We start from the raw sequence: 25,154 nt of genomic DNA, 5'->3' as shown, positions 1-25,154 counted from the left end.
AGGTTAAGCATAATTCTACCCCTTTGGGGTAGATATTGCTGGTTTCCCAAAGGGGAATAACTATGCTTAACCGTGGGTATACTTACCCACGGTCTAAAGGTTATTTCAAACCTGTAAATTTAAACTCATAACTCACATCAAACGGTTTCCACCAGCGACCTACGCCAGTTTCTTCATCGGTGTGGCGGTGCATACCTGCTTTTGATGGTGGGTCGATGTGGTAAGTTAATTTGTAGTTACCCACGCCCATCATTTTCACGTTCGCGCCATAGTGTGGGCCATCGCCTGCTACCATCGGCATAAAGGTACCCTCTTGTTTCGCACCTGTGTCAGCGTTCACTAAAGTATAGTTGATAGTTAAGTATGGCATCCATTCGCCTTCGCCGAAACCGTTTTTATTACCTTTTACAGCGTGGATGTCGGCTTCTAAGTGAATGTCAGATTTCGCTGCTGGTAAACCCATTCCACGTGGTTCCATATCGATTGGTTTTAAGTAAACTGCAGCGATTTCGAGTTCGTTCATCGTCACAGCTTCACCTATTGGATATTCTTGGAAAGCGTTCGCAGATGAAGCAGCAAACATTCCAGCCAGTAATGTTGTAGCAAAAAGTACTTTTTTCATAGTTTCTCTCCTGAGAGTGGTTTTAAATGTAGGGTGAGCATTCTTGCCCACCGATAAAAATCAACACGGTGTTAATGGTGGGCAGAAATGCCCACCCTACGTTATGCAGCTTTTTTGCTTTGATATTTCATCACAAACAACGCAAAAATTGCGGCGATGATTAAAATCACTTGTGGTACAAGGGTTTCGACGTAAGGGTAAATACCAAGCCACGAAATTTCTGGCACGCCGTTGACTAATGTTGGTTCAAATAATTTTCCTTCAATAAGCTCAAGCACGGATTTACCTGCAAATACAAACGCCATTAAATACATAAACGAACCTGTGAACATAAAGAACGGTTTGAGCGGCAATTTTACCACGCCATAACGCATAATGAAGTAGCAAATCGCGAGTAGAACCGCCCCTGTGATGAAGCCTGCGAAAAGATAAAATAAACTGGCCGAGCTTTTCGCATCACCCACTAAGGCATAGTAGAACAATACGGTTTCCGCCCCTTCGCGATAGACGGCAAGGAAGCTGGTAAGCCATAAGCCAAATAGCGAACCTGCGGTGAGTGCTGTAGAAAGTTTCCCTTCAAGGTAGCGTTTCCAGTTTTGAGCTTCCACTTTGGAGAGTAGCCAGTAGCTCATACTAAACAGCATAAACACGGCGATGATCATCGTGAAACCTTCAAGCAACTCGCGGTTTTGCCCTGAATTTTCAAAAATCAGTTGGAAGATAAACGCAGTCACCACGCTGGCAGACAACGCCACGTAAACCGATTGGCGAATGACAGGCAATTTGTCGTGATGATTGTTTTTCACCATATAAGCCACGATTGCTGCCACGATAAGCAAGGCTTCCAAGCCTTCACGTAAAATAATGAGTAGGCTATAAAGGAACATTGACCAGTCGCTTTGTTCGCCACCTTGCAGCATATCAACGGCTTTTGCAAGATTTTGGCTTAAACCGACCGCTTGATCTTGCAATTTATCGCCTTGCCCTGCTTTCATTAGGCTGACTAAGCGGGTAAAATAGCTTTCGAGTTCGGCTTTGAAATTGCTATCACGCGAGCCAACTTTGTTTTCCATTCCCGAATTTTCGAACACGTCAAAATAGGTATCTTGAACGAAAAGCATCGCTTTTTTCGCATCGCCTTGATTGTATAAATCAATAGCTTGTTGAATGCGTTGATTAATTTCTGCGCTGACTTTCGCCCAGTCTTGATCGGCTGCGTCATTTACAGTCTGCGTACCAGATTGCACCGCTTGCACGTTTTGCTCTTCACGTGTGGTGGGTAAATTTGGCAACTGTTCTTCAATGTCTTGCAACAGTTGCGTGCTTTGGTAGGCGATTTCCGTCATTTGACCAGACTGTTCGCTTAGACGGATCAAATTGTAGAACTGTTGATTGATGGCAGATGAAATTTCAGATGAACGGTTGGTTCGCACCGACATTTCCATTTCAGAATTTTTGTAGCCGTCGTATTGCGCTTGTTGGAAGGATTTTTTCGCGTTGGCAAAATCACCGTTTTCGTAGTAAGTGATAGCTTGAGCAACTAAATTATCAATAGTTTTGAAGCTTTGTTGCCAGTAAGGTTTGATTTCTGCGTTATCGTAAACCCCGTGCTGCCCATCGGCGTTGAGTTGGTGTCCTTCAATCAAAGAAGGCAACACTTCCTGCAATTCCTTTTTTAGCCCTTCGAGCTTTGCTTGAATTTCGCTCATCGGTTTGCCTTCGCCAATCATTTTGCGAATTTCACCAAAAGTGGCTTCCATTTGGTAACTTTTTTGAGCCGAAAAGTTAATGCGAATCGGACCTTCTAAATTTTCAAATACCTCAAAATACGCCATTTGCACTTCGGTTTTGGCATCTTCAATTTTGTTCTCTTTGAGCAGTTGCTCGGTATTGTTGAGACGATTAGTGATGTCGGATACCCATTGTTGGTAGTTGTCTTGGGCGAAAAGAGGTTGAGATAATCCCAAAATGAGAGAAAAAATAATGTAGCGAATAAAATGATGCATAGATCACTTCCAAATAAAACTAATTCTTAGTTGGCTATTATCCTCTTCTCTTAGGAAAGAGCAAGGGGAGATTAAAGGTATTTTATGAAAATTTACTCTATCTCATCAAAACATACTCCCCTTTCACAATTCTTTATTTTCCCTTTCATTCATCATAAAAAAATTTAACGCTTTATATTTTATAAAATCTGGATGGATATGCTAAGCAAGCGATTAATTTCAAAATTATTCTTATAAAAATCCAAACTTAGCCAATTTTAAAAATTTTATGCTGTTTTTAGTAAAACTTGACTGCTAGACAAACGCGAGAAACTCTTGCACAATGTTGCCAATTTCATCGTATATTTGAGTTGTGAATAACGTTCACAATACTATAAGAAGTTGGAGGATTTAATGAAAAAACTTTCTGGTGCAGAAATGGTGGTGCAATCCTTGTTAGATGAAGGCGTGGAATACGTTTTCGGCTATCCAGGAGGATCCGTGTTAGATATTTATGATGCAATTCATCAATCCAGCCTTAACCACGTGTTAGTGCGTCACGAACAAGGTGCGGTGCATATGGCAGATGGTTATGCTCGCTCAACGGGTAAAGTGGGTTGTGTGTTGGTGACTTCAGGCCCTGGTGCAACCAATGCGATTACAGGGATTTTGACTGCTTATACGGATTCTGTGCCGCTTGTGATTATCACAGGTCAAGTGCCTTCTTCGTTAATCGGTTCAGATGCGTTCCAAGAGTGCGATATGATAGGCATTTCTCGCCCTGTGGTTAAACATAGCTTTATGATTAAAGATCCTCAAGAAATTCCTGAAACGATCAAAAAAGCATTCTATATTGCTTCAACGGGTCGCCCTGGTCCTGTGGTGATCGATATTCCTAAAGATATGGTAAACCCAGCCAATAAATTTGCTTATGAATACCCGAAAGAAATGGCATTGCGTTCTTACAACCCGACGGTGCAAGGACACAAAGGGCAAATCAAACGTGCATTAAAAGCCTTGATGGTGGCAAAAAAACCTGTACTTTACGTGGGCGGTGGCGTGATTTCAGCAGAATGTAGCAACGAGCTTGTTGATTTTGCGAAGAAACTCAACTTGCCTGTAGCCAGTTCATTGATGGGCTTAGGCGCTTATCCAAGTTCAGACCGCCAATTTCTTGGTATGCTTGGAATGCACGGTACTTATGAAGCAAACAATGCGATGCACGAAAGCGATTTGATTTTGGGTCTCGGCGTACGTTTTGATGACCGTACCACCGCAAACTTGGCGAAATATTGCCCGAATGCGAAAGTGATTCACGTAGATATTGACCCAGCTTCCATTTCAAAAACCGTTCAGGCTTACATTCCAATCGTAGGCTCAGCGAAGAATGTGTTAGATGAATTTTTAAGCTTGCTTGAAGATGAGAATTTGGCAAAAAATCAGGCAGATTTGACCGCTTGGTGGAAACAAATCGACGAATGGAAAGCAAAAGATTGCTTGAAATTTGAAGAGAGTTCAGAGGTGATTAAACCGCAACAAGTGATCCGCTTAATCCATAAACTAACCAATGGTGATGCTTATGTGGCATCCGATGTAGGTCAGCACCAAATGTTTGCAGCTCTCCATTACGGCTTTGATAAGCCACGCCGTTGGATCAACTCAGGTGGTGCGGGCACAATGGGTTTTGGTTTGCCTGCTGCTATTGGCGTGAAATTTGCACACCCTGAAGCAACAGTAGTTTGTGTTACGGGCGATGGCTCAATCCAAATGAACATTCAAGAGCTCTCCACGGCAAAACAGTATGATACGCCAGTAGTTATCGTAAGCCTCAACAATCGCTTCTTGGGGATGGTAAAGCAGTGGCAAGATATTATTTATCAAGGTCGTCACTCACAAGTGTATATGAACTCATTGCCAGATTTCGCTAAATTGGCGGAAGCTTACGGACACGTGGGCATTACCATCGATCACCCAAGTGAATTAGAAGAAAAACTCGCACAAGCCTTTGCAATTAAAGATAAATTAGTCTTTATTGATGTGCGTGTAGATGAAACCGAACACGTTTACCCAATGCAAATTCGTGGCGGCGCAATGAATGAAATGATTTTAAGCAAAACGGAGCGTACAGATGCGTAGAACATTATCAGTCTTACTTGAAAATGAATCAGGTGCTTTATCTCGCGTGGTTGCCCTTTTCTCGCAACGTGGCTTTAATATCGAAAGTTTAACCGTTGCACCAACTGACGATGAAAGTCTGTCGCGTATGACTATTGTAGCAAACGGTGACGAGAAAATTTTAGAGCAGATCGAAAAACAACTGCACAAACTTATCGATGTGTTTAAAGTGATGAACCTCAGTGCGTGCGAACACGTAGAACGTGAAGTGTTGCTATTAAAAGTGCGTGCAACAGGCTCTGTTCGCGATGAATTAAAACGAATGACTGATATTTTCCGTGGTCAAATCGTGGACATCGCTCCAAAACTTTATACCATCCAATTAACAGGCACGAGCGAAAAACTTAACGCCTTTATTGAAGCGGTAAAAGCAGAAACAACTATTATTGAAATCGTGCGTTCAGGGATTATTAGCCTCTCTCGCGGTGAGAATAATTGTTTGTAATGTTAATTTACCCTTATCCCTAGCAGGAGAGGAGGATGTTCTGCCCCCCAAAAGGGGGGACAGGTTAGTTAACTTAAATATTAAGCTCGGTATTGCACTGGGCTCAATCCTTTGAAAGCAAGTTTAATTCGTTTTTTGGTTGTATTAAAAAATGGTCAAAAGTTGAAGGCTTAAATTATTTAAAAGAAAATGCTCAAGACGGCATTATCTTTGTGGGTGTTCATTTCCTCACTCTTGAGTTAGGCGCGCCTATTGTGGGCTTACATCATCCTGGAATAGGTGTTTATCGTCCAAATGACAATCCAGTACTCGATTGGTTACAAATTAAAGATCGCTTACGTTCAAATAAATATATGCTGAACCGAAAAGATCTACGTGGAATGTTCAAAGCTTTACGCAAAGGTGAAACCATTTGGTATGCCCCTGATCATGACTACGACAGAAAAAATGTCGTATTCGTGCCTTTCTTTGCTGTACAAGAAGTGGCAACCACGACAGGGAGTTATTATCTGCTTAAATCCGCACCAAATTGCAAAGTTGTGCCTTTTGCCCCATTGCGTAATAAAGACGGCTTAGGCTATACGGTCAGTATTTCTCCACCAGTGGATTTTTCTGATCTTTCAGATGAAACCGCGATTGCTGCACGAATGAATAAAGTCGTGGAAAAAGAAATCTTAAAAGGTGTGGAACAATACATGTGGTTACACCGCCGATTTAAAACCCGTCCAACTGAATATGAGCCGAGTTTATATTTGTAAAAAAGATGGTCTACTAAAAAAATCTGAAAAGGCTAGATACTATAAAGAATCTAGCCTTTTATTTTATATTAAGAATAGGTTATTATTTTTTAGAAAAAACTCCTTACCTAATAACCAGAGATATCTGGTCAATCTCTTTTAAATAGAATCTCTCTAATTTATAATATCTTTGAAAATCTAATAAAATCCCTTTAAATTTTCTGTAATCTTTTAAATCTTTTGTTCTAAAAGATGAAAATTTATCTACTTTATTAAAATAAACGAGAACTTTCTCCACATAGCTATCATAAATTGGAAAATAAATTGGATTATGATGACTACAATATTTAGTCGCAAAAGAATAAAAATACCTCTTGTTATCACCAATCTTTACGTTTCCTAATTCACAAACTAATTTGATATCACCAGCCTTTAAACGTTTATCTAGCTCTTTAACACTTAAAATATGTTTTGCCACAGGATAAATATCAAATATTCTTGTGCTATAAAAATCATTTAAACATGATGCCTTTAATAAAATATCAGCTATTTCAGAATTTCCAGGTAATAATTCTAGAAAAAGTTTATTTAATGCCTCTTCTTGTGAAGTATAACCTTCAAGATTTTTCCATTCATTTAGATATTTATTAACTTCTGAAATACTTGGTTTAGGAGGTAAAGACTTTTCCACATTTTCTCCAATTTATAAAATAAATATCAAACACTATCTAATTAGTGACACTTAAAATTTTTACATCAGAATTTCGCAATGAGGTAACTTTTCCTTTAAGTTAGAAAGCTCACTCTCATTAAAATTAATAAGTTCATCAGTAAACTCCATCACTCGTCTTAGATAAAGCTGTTTCAAATGGTTTAATTTAGTTAGTTTATACAACTCATCAATATTTATTCGATTATAGGAAAGATCTAAACTTTCTAACTTATTAAATTTAACAATTGAATTAAACATAACCTGGTTAATCATGCCGTTCCAATCTCTAAATGAGATAGATAAAATATAATTATTTAAATAGACTAAAGGCTCCAAATCATCAATCTCATAAACATTGTTAGGGATATTTATATTATCAAGCACTGGCTCTATAAAAGTATCATCTAACAAATATAATCCTGTTACATATTCTCCTAATAAGATTCCAAAAGTATCTCGATCATATATATCTGCTTCTGTATCAAAATCATTTTCATCGTAAAACTCTATGATGCCAATCTCCTCTTCTTGATTAGGAAGATCATGTATTAATATATACTTCATTGTATCAGATAAATGGCACCACCAATCCCAATCTGCATCAGAAATAAACTCATTGTCAGCAATCTCATCTTCTGACATTTGGCTTATCTTTCCAATTTTTTGAGCATTAATAAAGTTTATTAGAGCTTCGTTAAAATCATTGCTGTTTTTCTCATTTTCGAATTCAAAACCAACTGATTTTGCTATTTCGTCTAATATAGACTTGAGATTACGATGCATCACCGTTACATGTCCACTGACTTTTTCAATTAAAAACTCATCATACTCAGCATAGCCATCAGCGCCCTTTGAAAAATTAGAGTTTCCATTTATATGGGAAATAAGTCGGTAACTCAAACATTGAGGACTTTCCATTTTCCCATAGACAATACCCAATCTATCAAGAATTTCGCGTAATATTTTAACCGTATCACGATATATTACTTTAACATCTTTGTCGCCTAATTCTATACGTAACTCATTATAAACTGCAAAATTTCTAATATTTTTAATCATAAACCAACTCCAATTTATTAGACAAAAAAATAGCCTATATATAATTAATATTTAAAGTTTATATAGGCTATAATTAACTACACAAACATGCAGCATAAATATTTAATTTACTATTTTATATAGTTTCATAAAATTCATATGCCACGTAATAATACTTTACTATGCAATAATCTCGCAATTTGGCAGCAATTCCTTAACCACATTTAGTTCATCTGAACTGAGGTAATCCTCTGTGAATGCAATTTTCACTTTCTCTAAATAGAGTTTTTTAAGGTTTTTAATATCATTAAGTGATTCTAATGAATATAAAAATAGATCATTACCAGAAAGATCTAATTCTTCTAATTGAGGAATGCTCGCAATCATTGATGTTACATATCCTTGAACCATTATACCTTTATCTCTAAGTGACAATGATGACAATTGCTTAATATGTGATAACTTGTCGAAATCATCTTCTACATCATAAACCTGCGGAATAATAAGAGAAGTAAGCGTTCCTTGATTATATTTTCGTTCTGAATCATACTGACCAGTTAAATATTTACCTACATAGTAGCTAATAGCTGTATTTCTATCGTTAAGATCAACTGAAATAGAAATATCTCTATTTTCAGTATCCAATTCAGGAATTAAGTTACGATCAGCTTCAAGGAATTTATCTTTAAGATTCCATAATAGAACACACTTCATTACATAAGATAAACTGCACCACCACTCCCAATCTTCATTAGAAATATTCCCAGTAGTATCTGTATCATTGATAAGTCCTTCTGGGAATTTATCCTCTGCTAATTTTGTCGTTTCTTTACGGGTATCAATTCCGTTGATGAAATTAATTAATCTATGACCAAAATAACGAGTATTCCACTCATCAGAATATTCAAAACCAAGATCTTCAGAAATTTCTCTTAACATGTTTCGTGTTTTTCTGTCACGGCATCTGATAGTAACGGCATAATCTTCAGCAGATTCGATAATTAAATCTTTATAAATTGCACAACTTCTGATTTTTTTAGACATAACAACCTCTCTCTTACCAAAGTTTTAAAACAACTTGACCAAAAGCAACTAAAATTGAGTGCCCGTTAAACTCATAAGTATTAGTCGAATTTGAACTAAATTGAGGTTTAATTTTATTCCCTTCAATTACCCAACTATTTTGTGAATTAGCTGAGAACTGAGGTTTTAATTCACGTCCGTCATATACCCAAGTATTTTTTGATGTTGCAGAAAATTTAGGTTTTAGATAACGACCATCATATATCCAAGTATTTTGTGAAGTTGCTCCTAATTTAGGTTTTAACTCACGTCCATCACAAGACCATTTACTTGATAATTCAATTTTTGGCATAATCTTCTCCAATACCATTATTAAAAATATTTTTATCAGTGTTTGTTTAGTTGGTATGTCAATACCAACTAAAAGAAGTATACTTCTTTGGATAAAATAACTTTAAAACAATGAGTTACAAAGTCAATCATACCTTGGGTTAATTGCTCTATTATGCGACTAACTCAACGAGTTCTACCTATATATTCTTAAATTTCAGCCTGTAATTCAGCGATTGAATGATAGCTCCGTGAGTAAAAACACTCTGATTTTAATATTGCAAAAAAACTTTCAATCACCGCATTATCGTAGCAATTTCCTCGGCGTCTCATACTTTGAACAGCTTTACCTTCCAACATCTTTCCCCATTCCGCCGTGCCATACAATATGCCTTGGTCGCTATGAATAATCGGGCTTCTGCCGGTTTAATCCTACTAAGCCCTTGTTCTAACATCTTTTTTACCAATGAAAACTTCGGGCATGTTGCAAAGTTATAGGCAATAATTTCTCGGTTAGCCAAGTCCATCAACGGTGAAAAATAAAGCTTTTCTTGCCCAACCTGAAATTCTTTTTCAAACGAAATTGATAAGAATAGAACATAATCTGCATCTCAAAGTAAGAGTCCAGATTTTGGGGTACAGATCAGGAAGCGGTCAAAATCGACCGCTTTTTTGTAAAATCACTATTAACCTTCGTATTCATCCCCTCTCTCTGGCTTCGGATTCTGAACGAATCCATCGCTTGTCTCTCCCACAAGGGGTGAGAGGAAAATGCGAAATGATTTTTGCTAATTCCAATCTTTACACTATAAGAACCCTAAATTTTTTTGTATAATCCCGACTGGATTACATCGTTTTAAGCGGTCGTTTTTCTATCAAATTTTACACATTGGCAAAGCTCGAGGTATTTATGAAAAAAGAAGAAGTAGGACACAATTTCCTTGCTCGCTTAGGCAAAACCCGTTTACGTCCAGGCGGTAAAGTCGCAACTGATTGGCTTATCGCAAATGGCGATTTCAACAAAGAGAAAAAAGTACTCGAAGTGGCATGTAATATGGGCACAACCGCAATTCAGCTTGCCAAAGAGTATGGTTGCCATATTACGGGCATTGACTTAGACGAAGAAGCCTTAGAAAAAGCACGTGCAAACATCAAAGAAAATAGTGTGGAAGAATTGGTGCAAGTACAACGTGCGAATGCCACCAAACTTCCCTTTGAAGATAACAGCTTTGATATTGTAATCAACGAAGCAATGCTGACAATGTTGCCGATTGAAGCGAAAGAAAAAGCAATTCGCGAATATCTCCGTGTGCTTAAACCAAATGGTTTATTGCTCACCCACGATGTGATGCTAAATACTGATGATGCAGAAAGCGTAATCGCTGATCTGCGTGATGCAATTCACATTACCGTCACACCACTAAAAAAAGAGGGCTGGAAAGAGCTTTTCCACCGTTGTGGTTTCCGTAATGTAGATACTTACTCGGGCGAAATGTCTCTGCTTTCACCAAAAGGGTTGATTACCGATGAAGGCGTGCTTGGTGCAATGAAAATTATCAGCAATGCACTTAAACCAGAAAACCGCGAAACCTTTACTAAGATGTTCAAAACTTTTAATGACCCAGAGAAAAAAATGGGATTCATTGCGGTATGTAGCCAAAAATAGCCTATGTTAGAACAAATACAAACATGGTATCGCCAAAAATTTAATGATCCTCAAATTGCCGCACTTGCAGGGATTTTGCTGATTGGCTTTGGGATCATCTATTTTTTCAGCAATCTCATTATGCCTTTGCTGATTGCGATTGTTCTGGCTTATTTGCTAGAAGTGCCAATCCGCTTGCTTGAGCGCTTTATGCCAAGAACATTAAGTGTCGTTATTGTACTTGGTTCGGCGCTCTCGCTTGTTTCATTTTTATTGGTGGTTATGCTGCCAAGTTTATGGAATCAAGCAGTCAATTTTATTCGCGATTTACCCAATATGCTCAACCTCTTGAGCGAATGGGTGCAAACCTTGCCAGAACACTACCCTGAGCTGATTGATTATTCTATGTTGGATAGCGTGGTTAGCTCGGTGAGAGCAAAAATTTTGGGCTACGGCGAATCGTTGCTTTCCATTTCAGTGAACTCGCTGATTAACTTGGTTGGCTTAGGCATTTATGCATTTCTCGTGCCGTTAATGGTGTTTTTCTTGCTGAAAGATAAATCCCTCTTTTTAAATTCGCTTGCAAATTTATTGCCGAAAAACCGCCGTTTGGCAACCCGTGTTTGGGTGGAAATGCAAGAGCAAATCGCGAATTATATTCGCGGAAAATGTTTAGAAATCGCGATTGTTGGCGTGATTACTTATATCATTTTGATCTTCTTTGATTTACGCTATCCGCTCTTGCTCTCAGTCATCGTTGGACTTTCCGTGCTAGTGCCTTACATTGGTGCGGTACTTGCGACGATTCCAATTGCCTTGATTGCTCTGATGCAGTTCGGTTTATCACCTGAGTTCTACTACTTAATTTTGGCATTTGTCATTAGCCAATTATTAGACGGTAATTTAGTCGTTCCATTTTTATTCTCTGAGGCAGTGAATTTACACCCATTAACCATCATTATTGCCGTCCTTATTTTTGGCGGATTATGGGGGTTCTGGGGCGTGTTTTTTGCAATTCCATTAGCAACCTTAGTCAAAGCCGTATTTAATGCGTTTGCTTCTAGAGAAGAAAGTTAATTTTTAGACCAAATACGTTTTATTTAACGTAGGGGCAGGGTTTATTCCTGTCCTGTTTTATTTGATAAGCGGAGGAATCCACTCTTCCCTTGCAATCAAATTAAGCGGTCTAATTTCCCTTATTTTTACTAAAGAAGGACAATATGTTAGTTTCCGATTTCCAGTTCGATTTACCCTCTGAGCTCATCGCTCGCTACCCAACCAAAGAGCGTACCGCCAGTCGACTACTCTATTTAAACGGCAATACGGGCGAATTTGCTGATCAACACTTCACCGATTTGCTCGAACATTTAAACGAAGGTGATTTGCTTGTTTTTAACAATACTCGTGTAATCCCTGCTCGTCTTTACGGTCGAAAATTAAGTGGTGGAAAGGTTGAGGCTTTACTTGAGCGCGTATTAGATGAACATCGCTGTTTAGCTCACGTGCGGGCGTCTAAAGCACCAAAAGAAGGCACGGTATTAGTGTTTGGTGAAGATAAACTAGGTGAAGGTAATGGCTTAACGGCAACAATGACCGAGCGTCACGACACTCTCTTTGAATTACAATTTGAAGGCGAAGAATCGCTTTTTAACTTGCTACAACAAGCAGGACATATGCCTTTGCCACCATATATCGACCGACCAGATGAAGATGCTGACCAAGAGCGTTACCAAACTGTTTATAGCAAAGTATTAGGTGCGGTAGCAGCACCAACTGCGGGATTACATTTCGACCAAAATTTATTAGCGAAATTAAAAGAGAAAGGCGTAAATACCGCTTTTGTCACGCTTCACGTTGGAGCGGGGACGTTCCAACCTGTTCGTGTGGAAAATATTTTAGATCATAAAATGCACGCAGAATATGCGGAAGTGTCGCAAGATGTCGTCGATCAAATCTTACAAACTAAAGCGAATGGCAAACGTGTTATCGCCGTGGGCACAACCTCCGTACGCTCCATTGAAAGTGCAGCACAAGCGGTCAAAAATCCTGAACATTTAATCGAACCATTCTTTTCAGACACTTCGATTTTTATCTACCCAGGTAAAACATTCAAAGTTGCCGATGCGTTAGTAACCAACTTCCATTTGCCAGAATCTACGCTCATTATGTTAGTTTCTGCATTCGCTGGCTATCGCACCACAATGAACGCCTATGCTCACGCAGTAGCAGAAAAATATCGTTTCTTTAGCTATGGCGATGCCATGTTTATTGAGAAAAATCCGAATGCATTGAAGGATGTGCCATAGGATTCAAAGCTGGCATATAAGAAATTTATCCTATATGCCTAATTATCCCTACTCTACTTTTAATTTTTTACCTACAACAATCTTATTATTTTTAATGTCGTTCAATTTGCTAAGTTTTTCTGGCGTTGTGTTGTAAGTTCGAGCAATAGAATAGAGCGTTTCATCTTGTTGAACGACGTGATAACCATTATTTGATTTTTGGATTTTACGTGAGGAATCTTCTTTTTTGCTCTCGTTTGTTTTTTCTTTTCCTTTAAGGTTATCTACTTTAGTCTCAGTACTTTTTGCTGATTTTTCGTTATTTCTGATCGCTTGCTTAGCATCTGTTTCATTGTCTACTTTTTTCTCTTCTTTAGATGCTTTTTCTTTAGGCTCTTTTTCAGCAATGGTTTTATTATCAGAAAGCCTTCCATTTTGCTTGCGGTAAGAGACTAATCCATCATAAATTGCTTTTGCAATCTGTTTGCGATAAGTCGCTGTTGAGAGCTTTTGTTCTTCAACGGCGTTAGATAAAAAGCCCGTTTCAACTAGCACTGATGTAATATCTGGCGAACGGAGCACGCTTAAACTTGCGTGTTGTGGTTGCGATTTTGCTAATGAGGTAATTATTGCCATTTTCCCAATCACATTTGAACCTAATGCGTATCCCGTGCGTTGTGCGTGTGAAAATTGCAAATCTAGCACTGTTTGGTTCAAATAACGTTCGTTATTGTGTGCCAAAATTCGTCCTGCACCACCCAACAGTTCTGACTTTTTTTCACTCTCTTCTAACCATAAACCCATTTCATCGTTAGCTCGACGGTTAGAAAGCACCCAAACGGAAGCGCCTTTCATATCATCAGAGCGAGGCGAGGAGTCGGCATGAATTGAAACCAGATAATTTGCACGATTTTTACGGGCAATTTCTGTTCGCTCAGGTAATTGTACAAAAGTATCGGTTTTACGTGTCATAACCGCTTTGAAATTCGGGTCAGCATCAAGCAAAGCTTTTAAGTCTTTGGCGATCGCAAGAGTAACATTTTTCTCTTTAATACCAAGCTTTTTACCAATGGCGCCGGGATCTTTCCCGCCGTGTCCAGCATCAATTGCCACAACTGTCTTCGCATAACTATTTACACTTAACAGACCGAATAATGCGATTGTTAAGCAACGGATAAACTTATTCATATCATTCCTTTATTTTACAAATATTACAAATTACAAGCGGTTAAATTTCTGTGATTTTGTGCAAAAATGAGGTGATTTGGATGCCTTTTTCAGATTTTGGATATAAGTGCAGATTTCTGCCCTCTTCAGCATAATCAATTTGCACCAGAATATCTGCCTCTGGAATCATCCCTTCGCCTTTTGATGCCCATTCTAGCAAACACAATGTTTGCGGTCGGAAATAGTCTCGAATGCCCATAAACTCTAGCTCTTCGGGATCGGCTAAGCGATATAAATCAAAGTGATACACAGAAATAGGCGAAAGTTGATACTCTTCCACTAAGGTATAAGTTGGGCTTTTCACGTTACCTTGATGACCAAACTGACGAACGATACTGCGAGTCAGCGTGGTTTTCCCAGCACCTAAATCGCCATTCAAATAAATCACTACGCCTTCACCTATATGTTGCGTTAAGTAATCTTGAATTGCAGTAGCAAATTGTTGCCCGAATTGTAATAAGGCTTCTTCGTAAGGAAGATAAAAAGCATTAGGTTCTGTCATAGCAAAAATAGTTTATTTAAAATAAAAACTAAAAGTAAATTGATATGAAGAAATTTGAAGAAAAAATGGAGCGGGAAACGAGGCTCGAACTCGCGACCCCGACCTTGGCAAGGTCGTGCTCTACCAACTGAGCTATTCCCGCATTTGAGGTCATTCAGAATTGAATGGGGACATTATACAAATTTCTCAGTACCTCACAAGCAAAATTTTTAAAAAATGTCGCAAATGAAGAAAAATATATCAATTCAAAAGAAATTTAATCAAGTTTGATAAAATGCTCGCGATAAAATTTTAGTTCGTTAATCGACTCTTTAATATCATCTAAAGCTAAATGGGTATTTTGTTTTTTAAACTGTTCTAAAATTTCAGGTTTCCAACGGCGAACTAACTCTTTTAGCGTACTCACATCTAAATGGCGGTAATGAAAATAATCCGCTAAATCGGGCATATATTTGTATAAAAAACGTTTGTCTTGCGCAATGCTGTTACCACAGATTGGCGAAGCACCTTTTGGCACCCATTTTTTTAGAAAATCTATCGTTTGAAGCTCCGCAGCACGCTCCGTCAGCTTACTCGCTTTCACTCGTTTAATTAAGCCATTTTCGGTATGCGTTTTCACACACCAATCGCTCATTTTACCAAGTAGTTCATCAGATTGTTTCACTGCAAGAACAGGACCTTCCGCTAAAATATTGAGATCTTTATCGGTCACAATGGTCGCAATTTCAATAATACGTTCTTTTTCAGGATCTAAGCCTGTCATTTCAAGGTCAATCCAGATTAAATTTTGTTTATCTTGGCTCATTTTTATTCCTTTTCTGTTCTATTTTTTAATAAATCCATCACACAACCGGGCACAAAAGGCTGAATGTCACCATGATGTTTATGAATTTCTCTCACCATGGTTGAAGAGAGATAACGCCATTCCACCGAAGGAGGCAAGAAAATCGTTTCTAGTCCGTGAGCTAATTTATCATTTAATTGAGCAAGCTGAATTTCATATTCCAAATCATCGCTACCGCGAATACCGCGCACTAAGGCGGTTGCTTGGTGTTGTTTAGCAAAATCTGCAAGCAATCCAGAAAAACTGACCGCTTGTACATTAGCTAACACTTGGCAACTTTGCTCAACTAACGCTGTGCGTTCTTCAAGTGAAAACATTGGCTGTTTGCTAGAATTTTTCGCCACTGCCACAATGACTTTATCGAACAAGCTCGCGGCACGGCGGATAATATCTAAATGCCCATTAGTAATCGGGTCGAATGTTCCTGCGTAAATTACAATATTTTTCATCTTTATTTTTCTAAATAAGGCGCTAATAAATGCAAATGGCGAGCTAATGCTCCTTGGTTTTCTTTTAATACTTCAAAGCCATAACGAGCAATTTTTTCTCGAGCATTCGTATTTTCAAGTAAAAATGCAACCGCTTGTGCAAGTGCTTCTTCTGAACTTTCTACTTCAACGACACCGTGAACAGAACGTAGCTTCGCAAAAATTTCTGGGAAATTATAAGTATGTACACCAGAAATAACAGGAAGTTCAAACGCAATCGGTTCAAGTGGGTTGTGCCCCCCGTGTTTGACTAAACTTCCGCCAACAAATGCAATTTCCGCCAAACCATAAAGCACCATCATCTCGCCCATCGTGTCTCCAAGTAACACTTGCGTTGTCTGTTCAAGCATTGCAAATTGGGAGCGTTTTCGATAAGATAAGCCCGATTTTTGAATAAGCTCTTCCACCGTATTAAAACGTTCAGGATGGCGAGGCACTAAAATCAATAGCAAGTCTGAATGCTTTTTAAGTAGCGCTTGATGCGCGTTTAAAATCATTTTTTCTTCGCCCTCGTGCGTGCTCCCCGCAATCCACACTAAACGCTGACTAATATTTAATACCTCTACCGTTTCAAATACTTTTTTTCTTAGCTGTTCGGTAATCTCAAGGTCAAATTTTAAATTCCCCGTGTTTACTAATTTTTCGTGCGGATAACCTAAATCCAAGTAGCGTTGTTCGCTGACTTTATCTTGAGCTAAAATCATATTGATGCGTTGCCACGTACCTTTTAACGCCCGTTTAATCCAACCATAACGTTTAGCCGAGCGCGGAGAAAGTCGAGCATTGGCGACAATAAAGGGAATGTTCCGCTGATGAAAATGTGCAATCAGATTCGGCCAGAGTTCGGTTTCAATCACAATCATCAATTTAGGTTGCACAAAATCAATAAAGCGATCAATCGCATCAGGCAGATCGTAAGGCAGATAAAAGTGCGACACGCTCTCGCCAAATGCGCCTTTTACACGTGCCGAACCTGTTGGCGTCACGGTAGTCACCGTAATCGGTAATTCGGGATAACGTGCTTGAATCGCTTTAATTAACGGCGTTGCCGCAATAACCTCGCCCACAGACGCAGCATGCACAATAATGCCGTTTGGCGTAGGCCTCGTTAAATTAGAATAAACCCCATAACGTTCACACAAACGTTTGCGATAATCAGACTGTTTTAAGCCTTTCTTCCACATAAAAAGCAAAATTAGCGGCTGAATACAATAGCTCAATAAGGTATAACAAAAACGAAGCATTGATAAAGTCTCTCCAAGCGGTTAATTTTGCTGAACGTTTTACAAAAATTGGTTGTTATTCTAGCATAAAATCTGAAAGGCTGAGGGAAAGGCTGAAGAAAAGAAATAAAGAAAAGAGAAAAGGCTAAGCTCGTAAAGAACTTAGCCTTTGATTTTGCAAAGCGGTCAACATTTTTGACCGCTTGTTTTTTTATTTAGATTTTTGGAATCTCAACCCCAGATGAAAGCAAATCTTGAATATCCGATTTCAATACATCAGCTTTTGGTCCGTAGATAGCTTGGATACCTGTGCCTTTGGCAATAAAGCCCATTGCTCCTACTTGTTTCCATTCCGCTTCTTTGCCCACTAATTCTGGGTTATAAACCGTGATGCGTAAACGGGTCATACAAGCATCGACATTCGAGATGTTATCTTTGCCGCCCAGTAAGTTGATGATTTTCACCACTTGTTCACTGGCGTTTGCCACTTTTTTATCGTCTGATGGCGCTTCATCTGAGGTTTTTGCATCATAGTTGCCGTTACGACCTGCGGTGGCAAGGTTAAATTTCTTAATCATAACATTGGCGATAAAGAACATCACCACAGCGAATAAGATTGAAACCCAGATGAAGTTCACTAAATCCATTCCGATGCCCGCTTTAATTGCCATTGGCGTACGGGTTAAGAACTCGATGTTACCGAATGAATGCACGCGTAAGTCCACAATATCTGCCATCGCGAACGCTGCACCTTGTATTACAGCATACACAAGGTAAAGCGGAAGTGCTACGAACATAAACATATATTCGATTGGCTCGGTTACACCTGTTAAGAACACCGCAAGGGCAGAAGAAAGGAAGATCCCTTTGTAAACTTTTTTCTTGTCGGCATCCACGTTGATGTACATCGCAAGGGTTAAGCCCATTAAGATACCGCTTGAGCCGATCATTTGCCCCACTTTAAAGCGAGCAGGAGTCACATTATTAAGTAATTCGTTGTATTGCACAAGATTACCTGAATCTTTTAAGTTGATGAGGTCAGAAATCCATGCGAGCCATAATGGGTCTTGACCGAATACTTGTTTGCCCGCTTGTGCACCGGTTAAGAATTCATAAGTGCCACCTAATGAAGTGTAGTTCATTGGAATGGTAAGCATATGGTGCAAGCCGAATGGCAATAAGAGACGCTCTAAGGTACCGTACACAAATGGTGCAAGAATTGGTGCAGAGCTTTGTGAATTGGCAATCCATTCGCCGAAATGGTTGATCCCTGTTTGTACGATTGGCCAAAATAAGGCTAAGAAAATCGCCACAATCACAGAGCGGAAAATCACTACGAAAGGCACGAAACGTTTACCGTTGAAGAAAGTAAGCACTTCAGGCAATTTACGGAAGTTGTAGTAGCTGTTGAACGTGGTTGCCCCCACAAAACCCGCAATAATCCCGACGAACACCCCCATATTTAAGGCTGGTTGTCCGAGAATATTCACGAAATAGTGTGTAACTGGAATCTCGCCTGCGAATATGGTGCTAACGTGTGCAGTTGAATCGCTTAACATTTCCAATTTCACACCGAAGAAATTCCCTGTGATTAAGTTAATCAGGATAAATGCCAAACCAGCCGCGAATGCACCGCCTGCACGTTCATTCGCCCAGCTACCACCAATGGCTAGCGCAAAGAGCAAGTGAAGGTTACCAATAATCCCCCAACCGATTTGGGCGATAATGTTCCCCACCATCGCGAGCCAATGGGCATCGCTAATTAACGGTAATGAGTTACCGATACTGACCATTAAACCTGCGGCAGGCATAACGGCAATTACCACCATTAAGCACTTGCCGAATTTTTGCCAAAATTCAAAACTGAGCAACTTTTTCATTTAGATCTCCTACAATAAAAGCTCAACTTCTACACCAAAATGGTCGGATACAATCGGTTTATTTTTACCGTTAAAAATCACCTGACTGGACAAAACCTTTTGGGCTTGATTTAAAAAAATGTAATCTAATCGCTTCTCTTCGCTATGCCCTTGCCAACCGTCAATTGCTTTTTCCACCGTCACGCCACTGTCTTTTTGTTCTGCGAGCTCAAAGGTATCAAGCAAACCAAGCGATTGAATTTGTTGATAAGATTGCAAATCGCCTATCGCATCGGTGTTGAAATCGCCCATCAAAATTTTGAGATTGCTGCTTTGGCTACGTTCGACAATGTTACGAATGTTATCGAGCTGATTTTCACCTTCGCAGTTCGGCAAATTGATGTGGCAAGAGTAGCAATCAATCCGCTTGCCTTGATATTCCACGGTTAAGCCGAGAATTTTGCGGGAAAGAATGGAATCAAGACGTTGATGTTGGCTGCAATAAAACGGATCAACTTCGCACACCGGCAAGCGGGTTAAAAAGGCGATACCTTCGTCATATTTGTCGTAACCAATGTGTGAATTGCTCCAAAAAAGGGAGTATTTTTGCACCGCACTTTGGTTGATTTTATTGAGTAAAATGACACCGTAGTTATCCGCTTTCAATTCCCGCGAAATGGCAGGAGATGCCATCAATTGATTTACCTCCTGCAATGCAATTACATCGTAGCCTTTTTCCACAATGGTATCGGCAAGAATGTCGATTTTTTCCGCTTGGTTATCTTCTAACCAAGCGTGTACGTTCAGGGTCAGTAATTTCATACATTCCTAGCCTTCACAATGCCAAATGTCGGCGTTGTATTGCGCAATGGTGCGGTCAGATGAGAAAAAACCCGCCTTGGCAATGTTTTGTACTACTTTTTCATTCCAGCTATCTTGGTCTTCATAATCAGCAAGAATTTGCTCTTTCGCTTTCACATAAGCATTGAAGTCGATTAAGGTCATAAACCAGTCTTTATTCAACAATTCGTTGTAAAGGCGAGTTAAGCGCGTTTCGTTGCCCAATTTCACAATTGCAGGATTCAGAATAAAATCGACCGCTTGTTGAATGTTTTTGTCCGCTTCGTAGTAATCTTTTGATATATAGCCTGCAGTTTCATAAAGCTTGATGATGCTTTCTGAATCTTTACCGAAGGTGTAAATGTTTTCCGCCCCCGCTAATTCCGCGATTTCCACGTTTGCCCCGTCCATTGTGCCAAGGGTTAATGCACCGTTTAGCATAAATTTCATATTGCCCGTGCCAGAAGCTTCTTTGGAAGCAAGGGAAATTTGCTCTGAGATATCGGTTGCAGGAATTAATTTTTCTGCCACGCTCACGTTATAGTTTTCCACTAGGAACACGTTTAAATATTGATTTACCTCAGGATCGTTATTAATCAATTCTGATAAGCAAAGAATTAAGTGAATAATATCTTGAGCAATAATATAGGCAGGTGCCGCTTTACCGCCAAAAATCACTGTGATTTTACGTTTTGGTAATTTACCCGCTTTAATTTCAAGATATTTATGAATCACATAAAGTGCATTCATTTGCTGACGTTTATATTCGTGGAAGCGTTTAATTTGCGTATCAATAATAGAATGTTCGTCTAATTCAATGCCTTTATTTTCTTTCAGGTATTTTTTCAATGCGAGTTTATTATTGAATTTGATTTCTGCTAATTTTTGATGCACGGCTTTATCATCTTTAAACGCTAATAATTTTTCTAATTCTGTGGCATCGTGCAAATAACCTTCGCCAATTAATACTTTAATATAAGCGGCTAATTCTTGGTTTGAAAATTCTAACCAACGACGGAATGTAATCCCGTTAGTTTTATTATTGAATTTTTCAGGATAAATCGCATAGAATGCTTTTAATTCTGAATTTTTTAAAATTTCTGTATGCAATGCTGCTACGCCATTTACCGAATTAGAGAAGTGAATATCCATATGTGCCATATGAACTCGTTTGTGCTCATCAATAATTTGCACTGCAGGGTCTTTATATGCTTTGCGTACTAATTGATCTAATTTTTTAATAATCACCACAAGGTGCGGTACGACTTCATTTAAATAAGCTAACGGCCATTTTTCTAAGGCTTCTGCAAGAATTGTGTGGTTGGTATAACCCACCATATTACGGACAATTTCCACCGCTTCATCAAATTTCAAATGATGCTTTTTGGTTAATAAACGAATTAATTCAGGAATCACCATGGAAGGGTGAGTATCATTAATTTGCACATAAGCATAATCTGCTAAATCGTGTAAATTACTGCCACGTTCAATCGCTTCATCAATTAATAATTGCGCCGCATTAGATACCATAAAGTATTGCTGATAAATGCGTAATAATTCACCGTTTTTATCAGAATCATCTGGGTAAAGGAATAACGTTAAGTTTTCTTTAATTTTAGTTTTATCAAATTCAATGCCATTTTCAATAAGGTTATAATTTAAGGCTTGAATATCGAATAAATTCAGATAGTTTTTGCTCTCTTTTTTATAGCCTAAAATATCTACACGATCTAATTTAGAGGTTAAAGTAAAGTGTTTAAACGGCACTTCATAGCTGATTTCTGTTGGAATTAACCAAGAATTCTCTTCAATCCAATTATTTGGCTCTGCGTGCTGTTCATTCTTTTTAAATACTTGTTTAAATAAACCGCAGTGATAATTTAAGCCCACGCCTTCTGCGTTCAAACCTAGAGTAGACATCGAATCAATAAAGCAAGATGCCAAGCGACCTAAACCACCGTTTCCTAAAGACGGCTCGGGTTCAATATCTTCAATATGGCTTAATGATTTCCCCGCTTTAGCTAATTCGGCTTTGATCTCTTGATAAATTCCAAGGTTAATTAAGTTATTTGATAATAATTTACCAATTAAAAACTCCGCTGAAATGTAGTAAACCTTGCGTTTTGAGGTATTTTTTGGCTTATCCGCAGAAATTTCTTTGACGTAATTTAATAATTGAACGTAAATTTCACGATCACTAAGTTGTTCTAATGTTTTATGAGTGGCAGTTTGTACGAAAGTACTAAATTGAGTCATTGTGCTGTTCCTTTTAAAATTAAGAATTTTGATGCATTTTACTCCAACTCGAGTCTTAAGCAATAACTTTTACGTAAAAGTTTAGTTTTTTTACGTAAAACTGTGATATAGATCACACTTTTACGTATAACTTATCCGGTTTTATGATATGCTATAGGGCATCTAAAGGAATAATGGATAAAATAAGAATAAAAGAACGGATAAAAATGAGTAAATATAAGCAAGTTTACAATGAAATCAAAACTAAAATCAGTCAAGGGGTTCTAGCACCTAATCAAGAATTACCAAGTGAATACGAGCTGATGCAAAGCTATGGTTTTTCTAAGGATACCATTCGCAAAGCCTTGTCTTTACTTGAAATGGATGGTTATATTCAGAAACAACAAGGCAGAAATTCCATTGTTTTAGAACGTGATTTATTAAAATTGCAACCGCTCTCTGAACTTAAAACAATGAGCGAGCTTAACAATAAGTCTGTCCATCAAGTAAAAACAACACTTTCGAGCCTCTATATTGTTCAAGGTGAAGAGACACTTATGCAGATCTTTAACGTAAATGATCAAATTGACTTTTACCGTATAAGTCGCCTCCGTGAAATTGATGGCGAAGCCGTGGAATATGAGATCTCTTATTTTGATCGACGCATTGTGCCTTTTATTAGCCGTGAAATAGCTGAACAGTCTATCTACCGCTATTTAGAAAATGAACTCGGCTTGAAAATTAGCTATTCTCAGCGGGAAATTAGTTTCCGTTATGCTAACGATGAAGAAAAAGAGAAAATGGATTTAGGCGAATATGAGATGGTGGTCAGCGTAACCAGCACAACTTATCTTGCCGATGGTCGTCCATTCCAATACGGCTGTATCAGCTATCGCCCAGATAAAATCACCTTTGCTTCAACGGCGAAGCGTTCGGTGTATCTTATAAAATCAAAAATATAATCTAGTAATAAAAATGCCAATTGAAAAATTAAATTCAATTGGCATTTGATAATATATTTAAAATTATTGCACTAAATTTTTGACTAAACCAATCACAGTTTGAATTTCCTCATTCGAAAGTTTACCTTCTTTCACAAACTTCACCTTACCCGATTTATCCAACACAATAACCGCACTCTCTTTGCCCTTTAAACCCCATTCGTTTTTAACTGAGCTTTTATCGTCTAACACCACTTGGCTATGAGGGTTCTCTTTTTTGCCATTTTCTGCACTGCTTTTAACAAATAAACCCGTGCCTACAATAGCATCATCAGCATTGATAATCGTCGTGGTTTGATATTGGGTTGGGTTAAAGTGAGCTGCTTTAATTGCATCAATGACTGCTTGGTTTTTCTCTTTGGCTGCTCTTCTGCCTGCTAAGTGGTGCACAATGCGAACTTTGCCATTTAAAGTGGTCGATTTCCACGGTTGAAATGCGACTTCTTTGCCTTTCAATACGATTTCACCTTCATCTGAAACGCTTACTTGCGGTAAAGGTTGTTCTAATTTGAGATTGTGTGCTAAAGCAGTATTATCTAATAAGATTGCACTTGTTAAAAGTGTGAAAAGGGATTTTTTCATATTAATTCCTTCGTTGTTAAAATGTATTATTACTCTCTTCCTTTGAGGAAGAAGAGGAGAATTTACCAGCTTCCGCCAGCACCGCCGCCGCCAGAAGACCCGCCACCAAAGCTGTCACCGCTACCACGGCTTCCGCTACCAAAGCTACCACTGAATCCGCCGCCAAATCCATTATTGCTGCGAGATGCACGCATCATTTCACGTCCGAGTTGGTCTAGTGTGCTTGGGCTAACATAACGGCTGTTGCCACGAGGATAGAAAATCACGAAGATGACCAATCCCATTCCTAAGAAAAAGAGTAGTCCGTCAATGTCATCAAATGGTTGTTGTTCTTCGCCATAGCTGTCGTAAGCAGCATATTCGCCGTTGATGGCTGCCATAATTGCCGATAAGCCGCTAGCAATGCCTTCCGCATAGCGTTCTTGCTTGAAATAAGGCGTGATATTATGGCGGATAATGGTTGAAGCCGTTGCATCAGGCAGCGCCCCTTCAATGCCTCGTCCCGTTGCAATAAAGAGTTTGCGGTCATTTTTGGCAACGAGCAATAATACACCATTATTCTCATTATGTTTGGTTCGACCAATGCCCCATTTGTTGAATAAATTGGTTGCATATTGCGCAATCTCTTCGCCTTGCGTGGTAGGAATAATCGCTACAATAATTTGCGAGCTGGTTTTGCTGCGGTTTTCAATTAACGCATTTTCCAGCGTTCGCCATTCTTGCTGGCTGAGTGTATTGGTGTAATCGTTCACATAATAGAACGGATCAGGTGCTTTAGGATAATCAACCGCCCAGCTGTTTAAGCTAAAGAACAATAAAAATAGCCCAAACAAGCGGTAGAAATGTTGAGAAAATTTGCTAATCATTTAATCACCACCTCATTTGGGAGTTCATTCACATCATTGGCTTGATAGGGGAAATAACGGGCGAGTTGTTCTTCAATTTGAGCAATGCCATCGCAAATTGCTTGGGTGTAATTGCCTAATTGAAGTTGTTTTTTCATTGCTTCATAAACCGCTTGCCAAAACTCTTTCCCCACTTTTTCGTCAATACCTTGATCGCCAATCACCGCTAAATGATGTGGTTTAAAAGCAAGGTAGATTAGCACACCATTATGATCTTGCGTTTCTCGCATATTTAGCTCATCAAAAAGCTGTTCGGCACGAGCAATCGCATCGAATTTGCTCGTGTTTTTACTCTCAACTACTACACGTAATTCAGCGGAGGTCTGTGTTTCTAAATGGGCAATAGCTTGTTCGATTTGTTTGGTACTAATGGGCAGTTTTTTGGAGAAGAAAGGAATTGAGGGCATGGCAAAATCCTTGTATTGTAGCAATCATTCGTTTTTGTAAGGGC

General features: G+C 38.8%; 22 protein-coding genes, 1 tRNA gene and 3 pseudogenes. 7 read left to right on the top strand and 19 right to left on the bottom strand.

Annotation, left to right across the window (positions count from 1 at the left end; genetic code table 11):
• Window positions 1-100: 100 nt before the first annotated feature.
• Window positions 101-622: an iron transporter gene (locus B0184_RS05945; RefSeq protein ID WP_005708869.1), complete on the bottom strand. Its 522-nt coding sequence runs from the start codon at window positions 620-622 to the stop codon at window positions 101-103.
• A 101-nt stretch (window positions 623-723) separates the two neighbouring features.
• The gene (locus B0184_RS05940; protein ID WP_005708765.1) at window positions 724-2,628 is read right to left on the bottom strand and encodes an FTR1 family iron permease; all 1,905 of its coding nucleotides are present in this window, start codon (window positions 2,626-2,628) and stop codon (window positions 724-726) included.
• Window positions 2,629-3,021: 393 nt separating this feature from the next.
• On the opposite strand from B0184_RS05940, the gene B0184_RS05935 reads away from it, so the two are divergent.
• The 3 genes and pseudogenes from B0184_RS05935 to B0184_RS05925 all read left to right on the top strand — a co-directional run.
• Window positions 3,022-4,743, top strand: a complete 1,722-nt coding sequence (locus B0184_RS05935; RefSeq protein ID WP_005708749.1) for an acetolactate synthase 3 large subunit — start codon at window positions 3,022-3,024, stop codon at window positions 4,741-4,743.
• Window positions 4,736-5,227 (top strand): acetolactate synthase small subunit, encoded by a 492-nt coding sequence (gene ilvN / locus B0184_RS05930; RefSeq protein WP_005708858.1) that lies wholly within the window; start codon window positions 4,736-4,738, stop codon window positions 5,225-5,227. Before B0184_RS05935 ends, ilvN begins: the two co-directional genes overlap by 8 nt.
• Window positions 5,228-5,370: 143 nt before the next feature.
• Window positions 5,371-5,985 (top strand): annotated as a pseudogene (locus B0184_RS05925) (LpxL/LpxP family acyltransferase); the annotation flags it as partial.
• Between the two features lie 63 nt (window positions 5,986-6,048).
• Here the strand turns inward: B0184_RS05925 and B0184_RS05920 are convergent.
• The 5 genes and pseudogenes from B0184_RS05920 to B0184_RS05900 all read right to left on the bottom strand — a co-directional run.
• Window positions 6,049-6,481: pseudogene (locus B0184_RS05920) on the bottom strand (hypothetical protein); the annotation flags it as partial.
• 477 nt (window positions 6,482-6,958) lie between these two features.
• Window positions 6,959-7,240 (bottom strand): annotated as a pseudogene (locus B0184_RS10820) (hypothetical protein); the annotation flags it as partial.
• A gap of 654 nt (window positions 7,241-7,894) precedes the next feature.
• Complete coding sequence (locus B0184_RS10660) at window positions 7,895-8,758, bottom strand: hypothetical protein (protein WP_005708798.1); 864 nt, start codon at window positions 8,756-8,758, stop codon at window positions 7,895-7,897.
• Between the two features lie 13 nt (window positions 8,759-8,771).
• The gene (locus tag B0184_RS05905; RefSeq protein WP_005708695.1) at window positions 8,772-9,089 is read right to left on the bottom strand and encodes a hypothetical protein; all 318 of its coding nucleotides are present in this window, start codon (window positions 9,087-9,089) and stop codon (window positions 8,772-8,774) included.
• A gap of 188 nt (window positions 9,090-9,277) precedes the next feature.
• Complete coding sequence (locus tag B0184_RS05900) at window positions 9,278-9,400, bottom strand: integrase core domain-containing protein (RefSeq protein WP_244165761.1); 123 nt, start codon at window positions 9,398-9,400, stop codon at window positions 9,278-9,280.
• 577 nt (window positions 9,401-9,977) lie between these two features.
• On the opposite strand from B0184_RS05900, the gene B0184_RS05890 reads away from it, so the two are divergent.
• From B0184_RS05890 to queA, 3 genes are all read left to right on the top strand, one after another.
• Window positions 9,978-10,733 (top strand): class I SAM-dependent methyltransferase, encoded by a 756-nt coding sequence (locus B0184_RS05890; protein ID WP_005707953.1) that lies wholly within the window; start codon window positions 9,978-9,980, stop codon window positions 10,731-10,733.
• A 3-nt stretch (window positions 10,734-10,736) separates the two neighbouring features.
• Window positions 10,737-11,789, top strand: a complete 1,053-nt coding sequence (locus tag B0184_RS05885) for an AI-2E family transporter (protein WP_005707961.1) — start codon at window positions 10,737-10,739, stop codon at window positions 11,787-11,789.
• A 143-nt stretch (window positions 11,790-11,932) separates the two neighbouring features.
• Window positions 11,933-13,018 carry a tRNA preQ1(34) S-adenosylmethionine ribosyltransferase-isomerase QueA gene (gene queA / locus B0184_RS05880; RefSeq protein WP_005707958.1) on the top strand — a complete coding sequence of 362 codons (1,086 nt, stop codon included), beginning with the start codon at window positions 11,933-11,935 and terminating at the stop codon, window positions 13,016-13,018.
• 48 nt (window positions 13,019-13,066) lie between these two features.
• Here queA and B0184_RS05875 read toward each other — a convergent pair whose 3' ends face one another.
• From B0184_RS05875 to glgP, 9 genes are all read right to left on the bottom strand, one after another.
• Window positions 13,067-14,185, bottom strand: a complete 1,119-nt coding sequence (locus B0184_RS05875) for an N-acetylmuramoyl-L-alanine amidase (RefSeq protein WP_005707957.1) — start codon at window positions 14,183-14,185, stop codon at window positions 13,067-13,069.
• 40 nt (window positions 14,186-14,225) lie between these two features.
• Window positions 14,226-14,726 carry a tRNA (adenosine(37)-N6)-threonylcarbamoyltransferase complex ATPase subunit type 1 TsaE gene (tsaE, locus tag B0184_RS05870; protein WP_005707955.1) on the bottom strand — a complete coding sequence of 167 codons (501 nt, stop codon included), beginning with the start codon at window positions 14,724-14,726 and terminating at the stop codon, window positions 14,226-14,228.
• Between the two features lie 66 nt (window positions 14,727-14,792).
• Window positions 14,793-14,868: transfer RNA gene (locus B0184_RS05865), tRNA-Gly, on the bottom strand.
• 114 nt (window positions 14,869-14,982) lie between these two features.
• Window positions 14,983-15,531, bottom strand: a complete 549-nt coding sequence (gene orn, locus B0184_RS05860) for an oligoribonuclease (RefSeq protein WP_005707973.1) — start codon at window positions 15,529-15,531, stop codon at window positions 14,983-14,985.
• Window positions 15,532-15,533: 2 nt separating this feature from the next.
• Window positions 15,534-16,019, bottom strand: coding sequence for a pantetheine-phosphate adenylyltransferase (coaD, locus tag B0184_RS05855; protein WP_005707947.1), 486 nt, complete (start codon window positions 16,017-16,019; stop codon window positions 15,534-15,536).
• A gap of 2 nt (window positions 16,020-16,021) precedes the next feature.
• The gene (gene waaA, locus B0184_RS05850) at window positions 16,022-17,302 is read right to left on the bottom strand and encodes a lipid IV(A) 3-deoxy-D-manno-octulosonic acid transferase (RefSeq protein WP_005707950.1); all 1,281 of its coding nucleotides are present in this window, start codon (window positions 17,300-17,302) and stop codon (window positions 16,022-16,024) included.
• A gap of 194 nt (window positions 17,303-17,496) precedes the next feature.
• Window positions 17,497-19,161 carry a PTS transporter subunit IIBC gene (locus B0184_RS05845; RefSeq protein ID WP_005707972.1) on the bottom strand — a complete coding sequence of 555 codons (1,665 nt, stop codon included), beginning with the start codon at window positions 19,159-19,161 and terminating at the stop codon, window positions 17,497-17,499.
• A 9-nt stretch (window positions 19,162-19,170) separates the two neighbouring features.
• Entirely contained in the window at window positions 19,171-19,962 is a 792-nt protein-coding gene (locus B0184_RS05840) for an endonuclease/exonuclease/phosphatase family protein (protein WP_005707971.1), read from the bottom strand.
• Between the two features lie 6 nt (window positions 19,963-19,968).
• Complete coding sequence (glgP, locus tag B0184_RS05835; protein ID WP_005707951.1) at window positions 19,969-22,236, bottom strand: glycogen/starch/alpha-glucan family phosphorylase; 2,268 nt, start codon at window positions 22,234-22,236, stop codon at window positions 19,969-19,971.
• A 206-nt stretch (window positions 22,237-22,442) separates the two neighbouring features.
• Here glgP and B0184_RS05830 point away from each other — a divergent pair, with 206 nt between their 5' ends.
• Complete coding sequence (locus B0184_RS05830; RefSeq protein ID WP_005707964.1) at window positions 22,443-23,177, top strand: UTRA domain-containing protein; 735 nt, start codon at window positions 22,443-22,445, stop codon at window positions 23,175-23,177.
• Between the two features lie 63 nt (window positions 23,178-23,240).
• On the opposite strand, the gene B0184_RS05825 is transcribed toward B0184_RS05830, so the two are convergent.
• The 3 genes from B0184_RS05825 to B0184_RS05815 form a co-directional block, all read right to left on the bottom strand.
• Entirely contained in the window at window positions 23,241-23,798 is a 558-nt protein-coding gene (locus B0184_RS05825; RefSeq protein ID WP_005707962.1) for a YtfJ family protein, read from the bottom strand.
• A 62-nt stretch (window positions 23,799-23,860) separates the two neighbouring features.
• Entirely contained in the window at window positions 23,861-24,664 is an 804-nt protein-coding gene (locus tag B0184_RS05820) for a TPM domain-containing protein (RefSeq protein ID WP_005707954.1), read from the bottom strand.
• Complete coding sequence (locus tag B0184_RS05815; protein ID WP_005707965.1) at window positions 24,661-25,110, bottom strand: TPM domain-containing protein; 450 nt, start codon at window positions 25,108-25,110, stop codon at window positions 24,661-24,663. Before B0184_RS05815 ends, B0184_RS05820 begins: the two co-directional genes overlap by 4 nt.
• Window positions 25,111-25,154 lie beyond the last annotated feature (44 nt).

It is taken from the genome of Haemophilus paraphrohaemolyticus (assembly GCF_002015045.1).
Lineage (GTDB): Bacteria > Pseudomonadota > Gammaproteobacteria > Enterobacterales > Pasteurellaceae > Haemophilus_A > Haemophilus_A paraphrohaemolyticus.
This window is presented reverse-complemented; position numbering and strand designations above follow the sequence as displayed.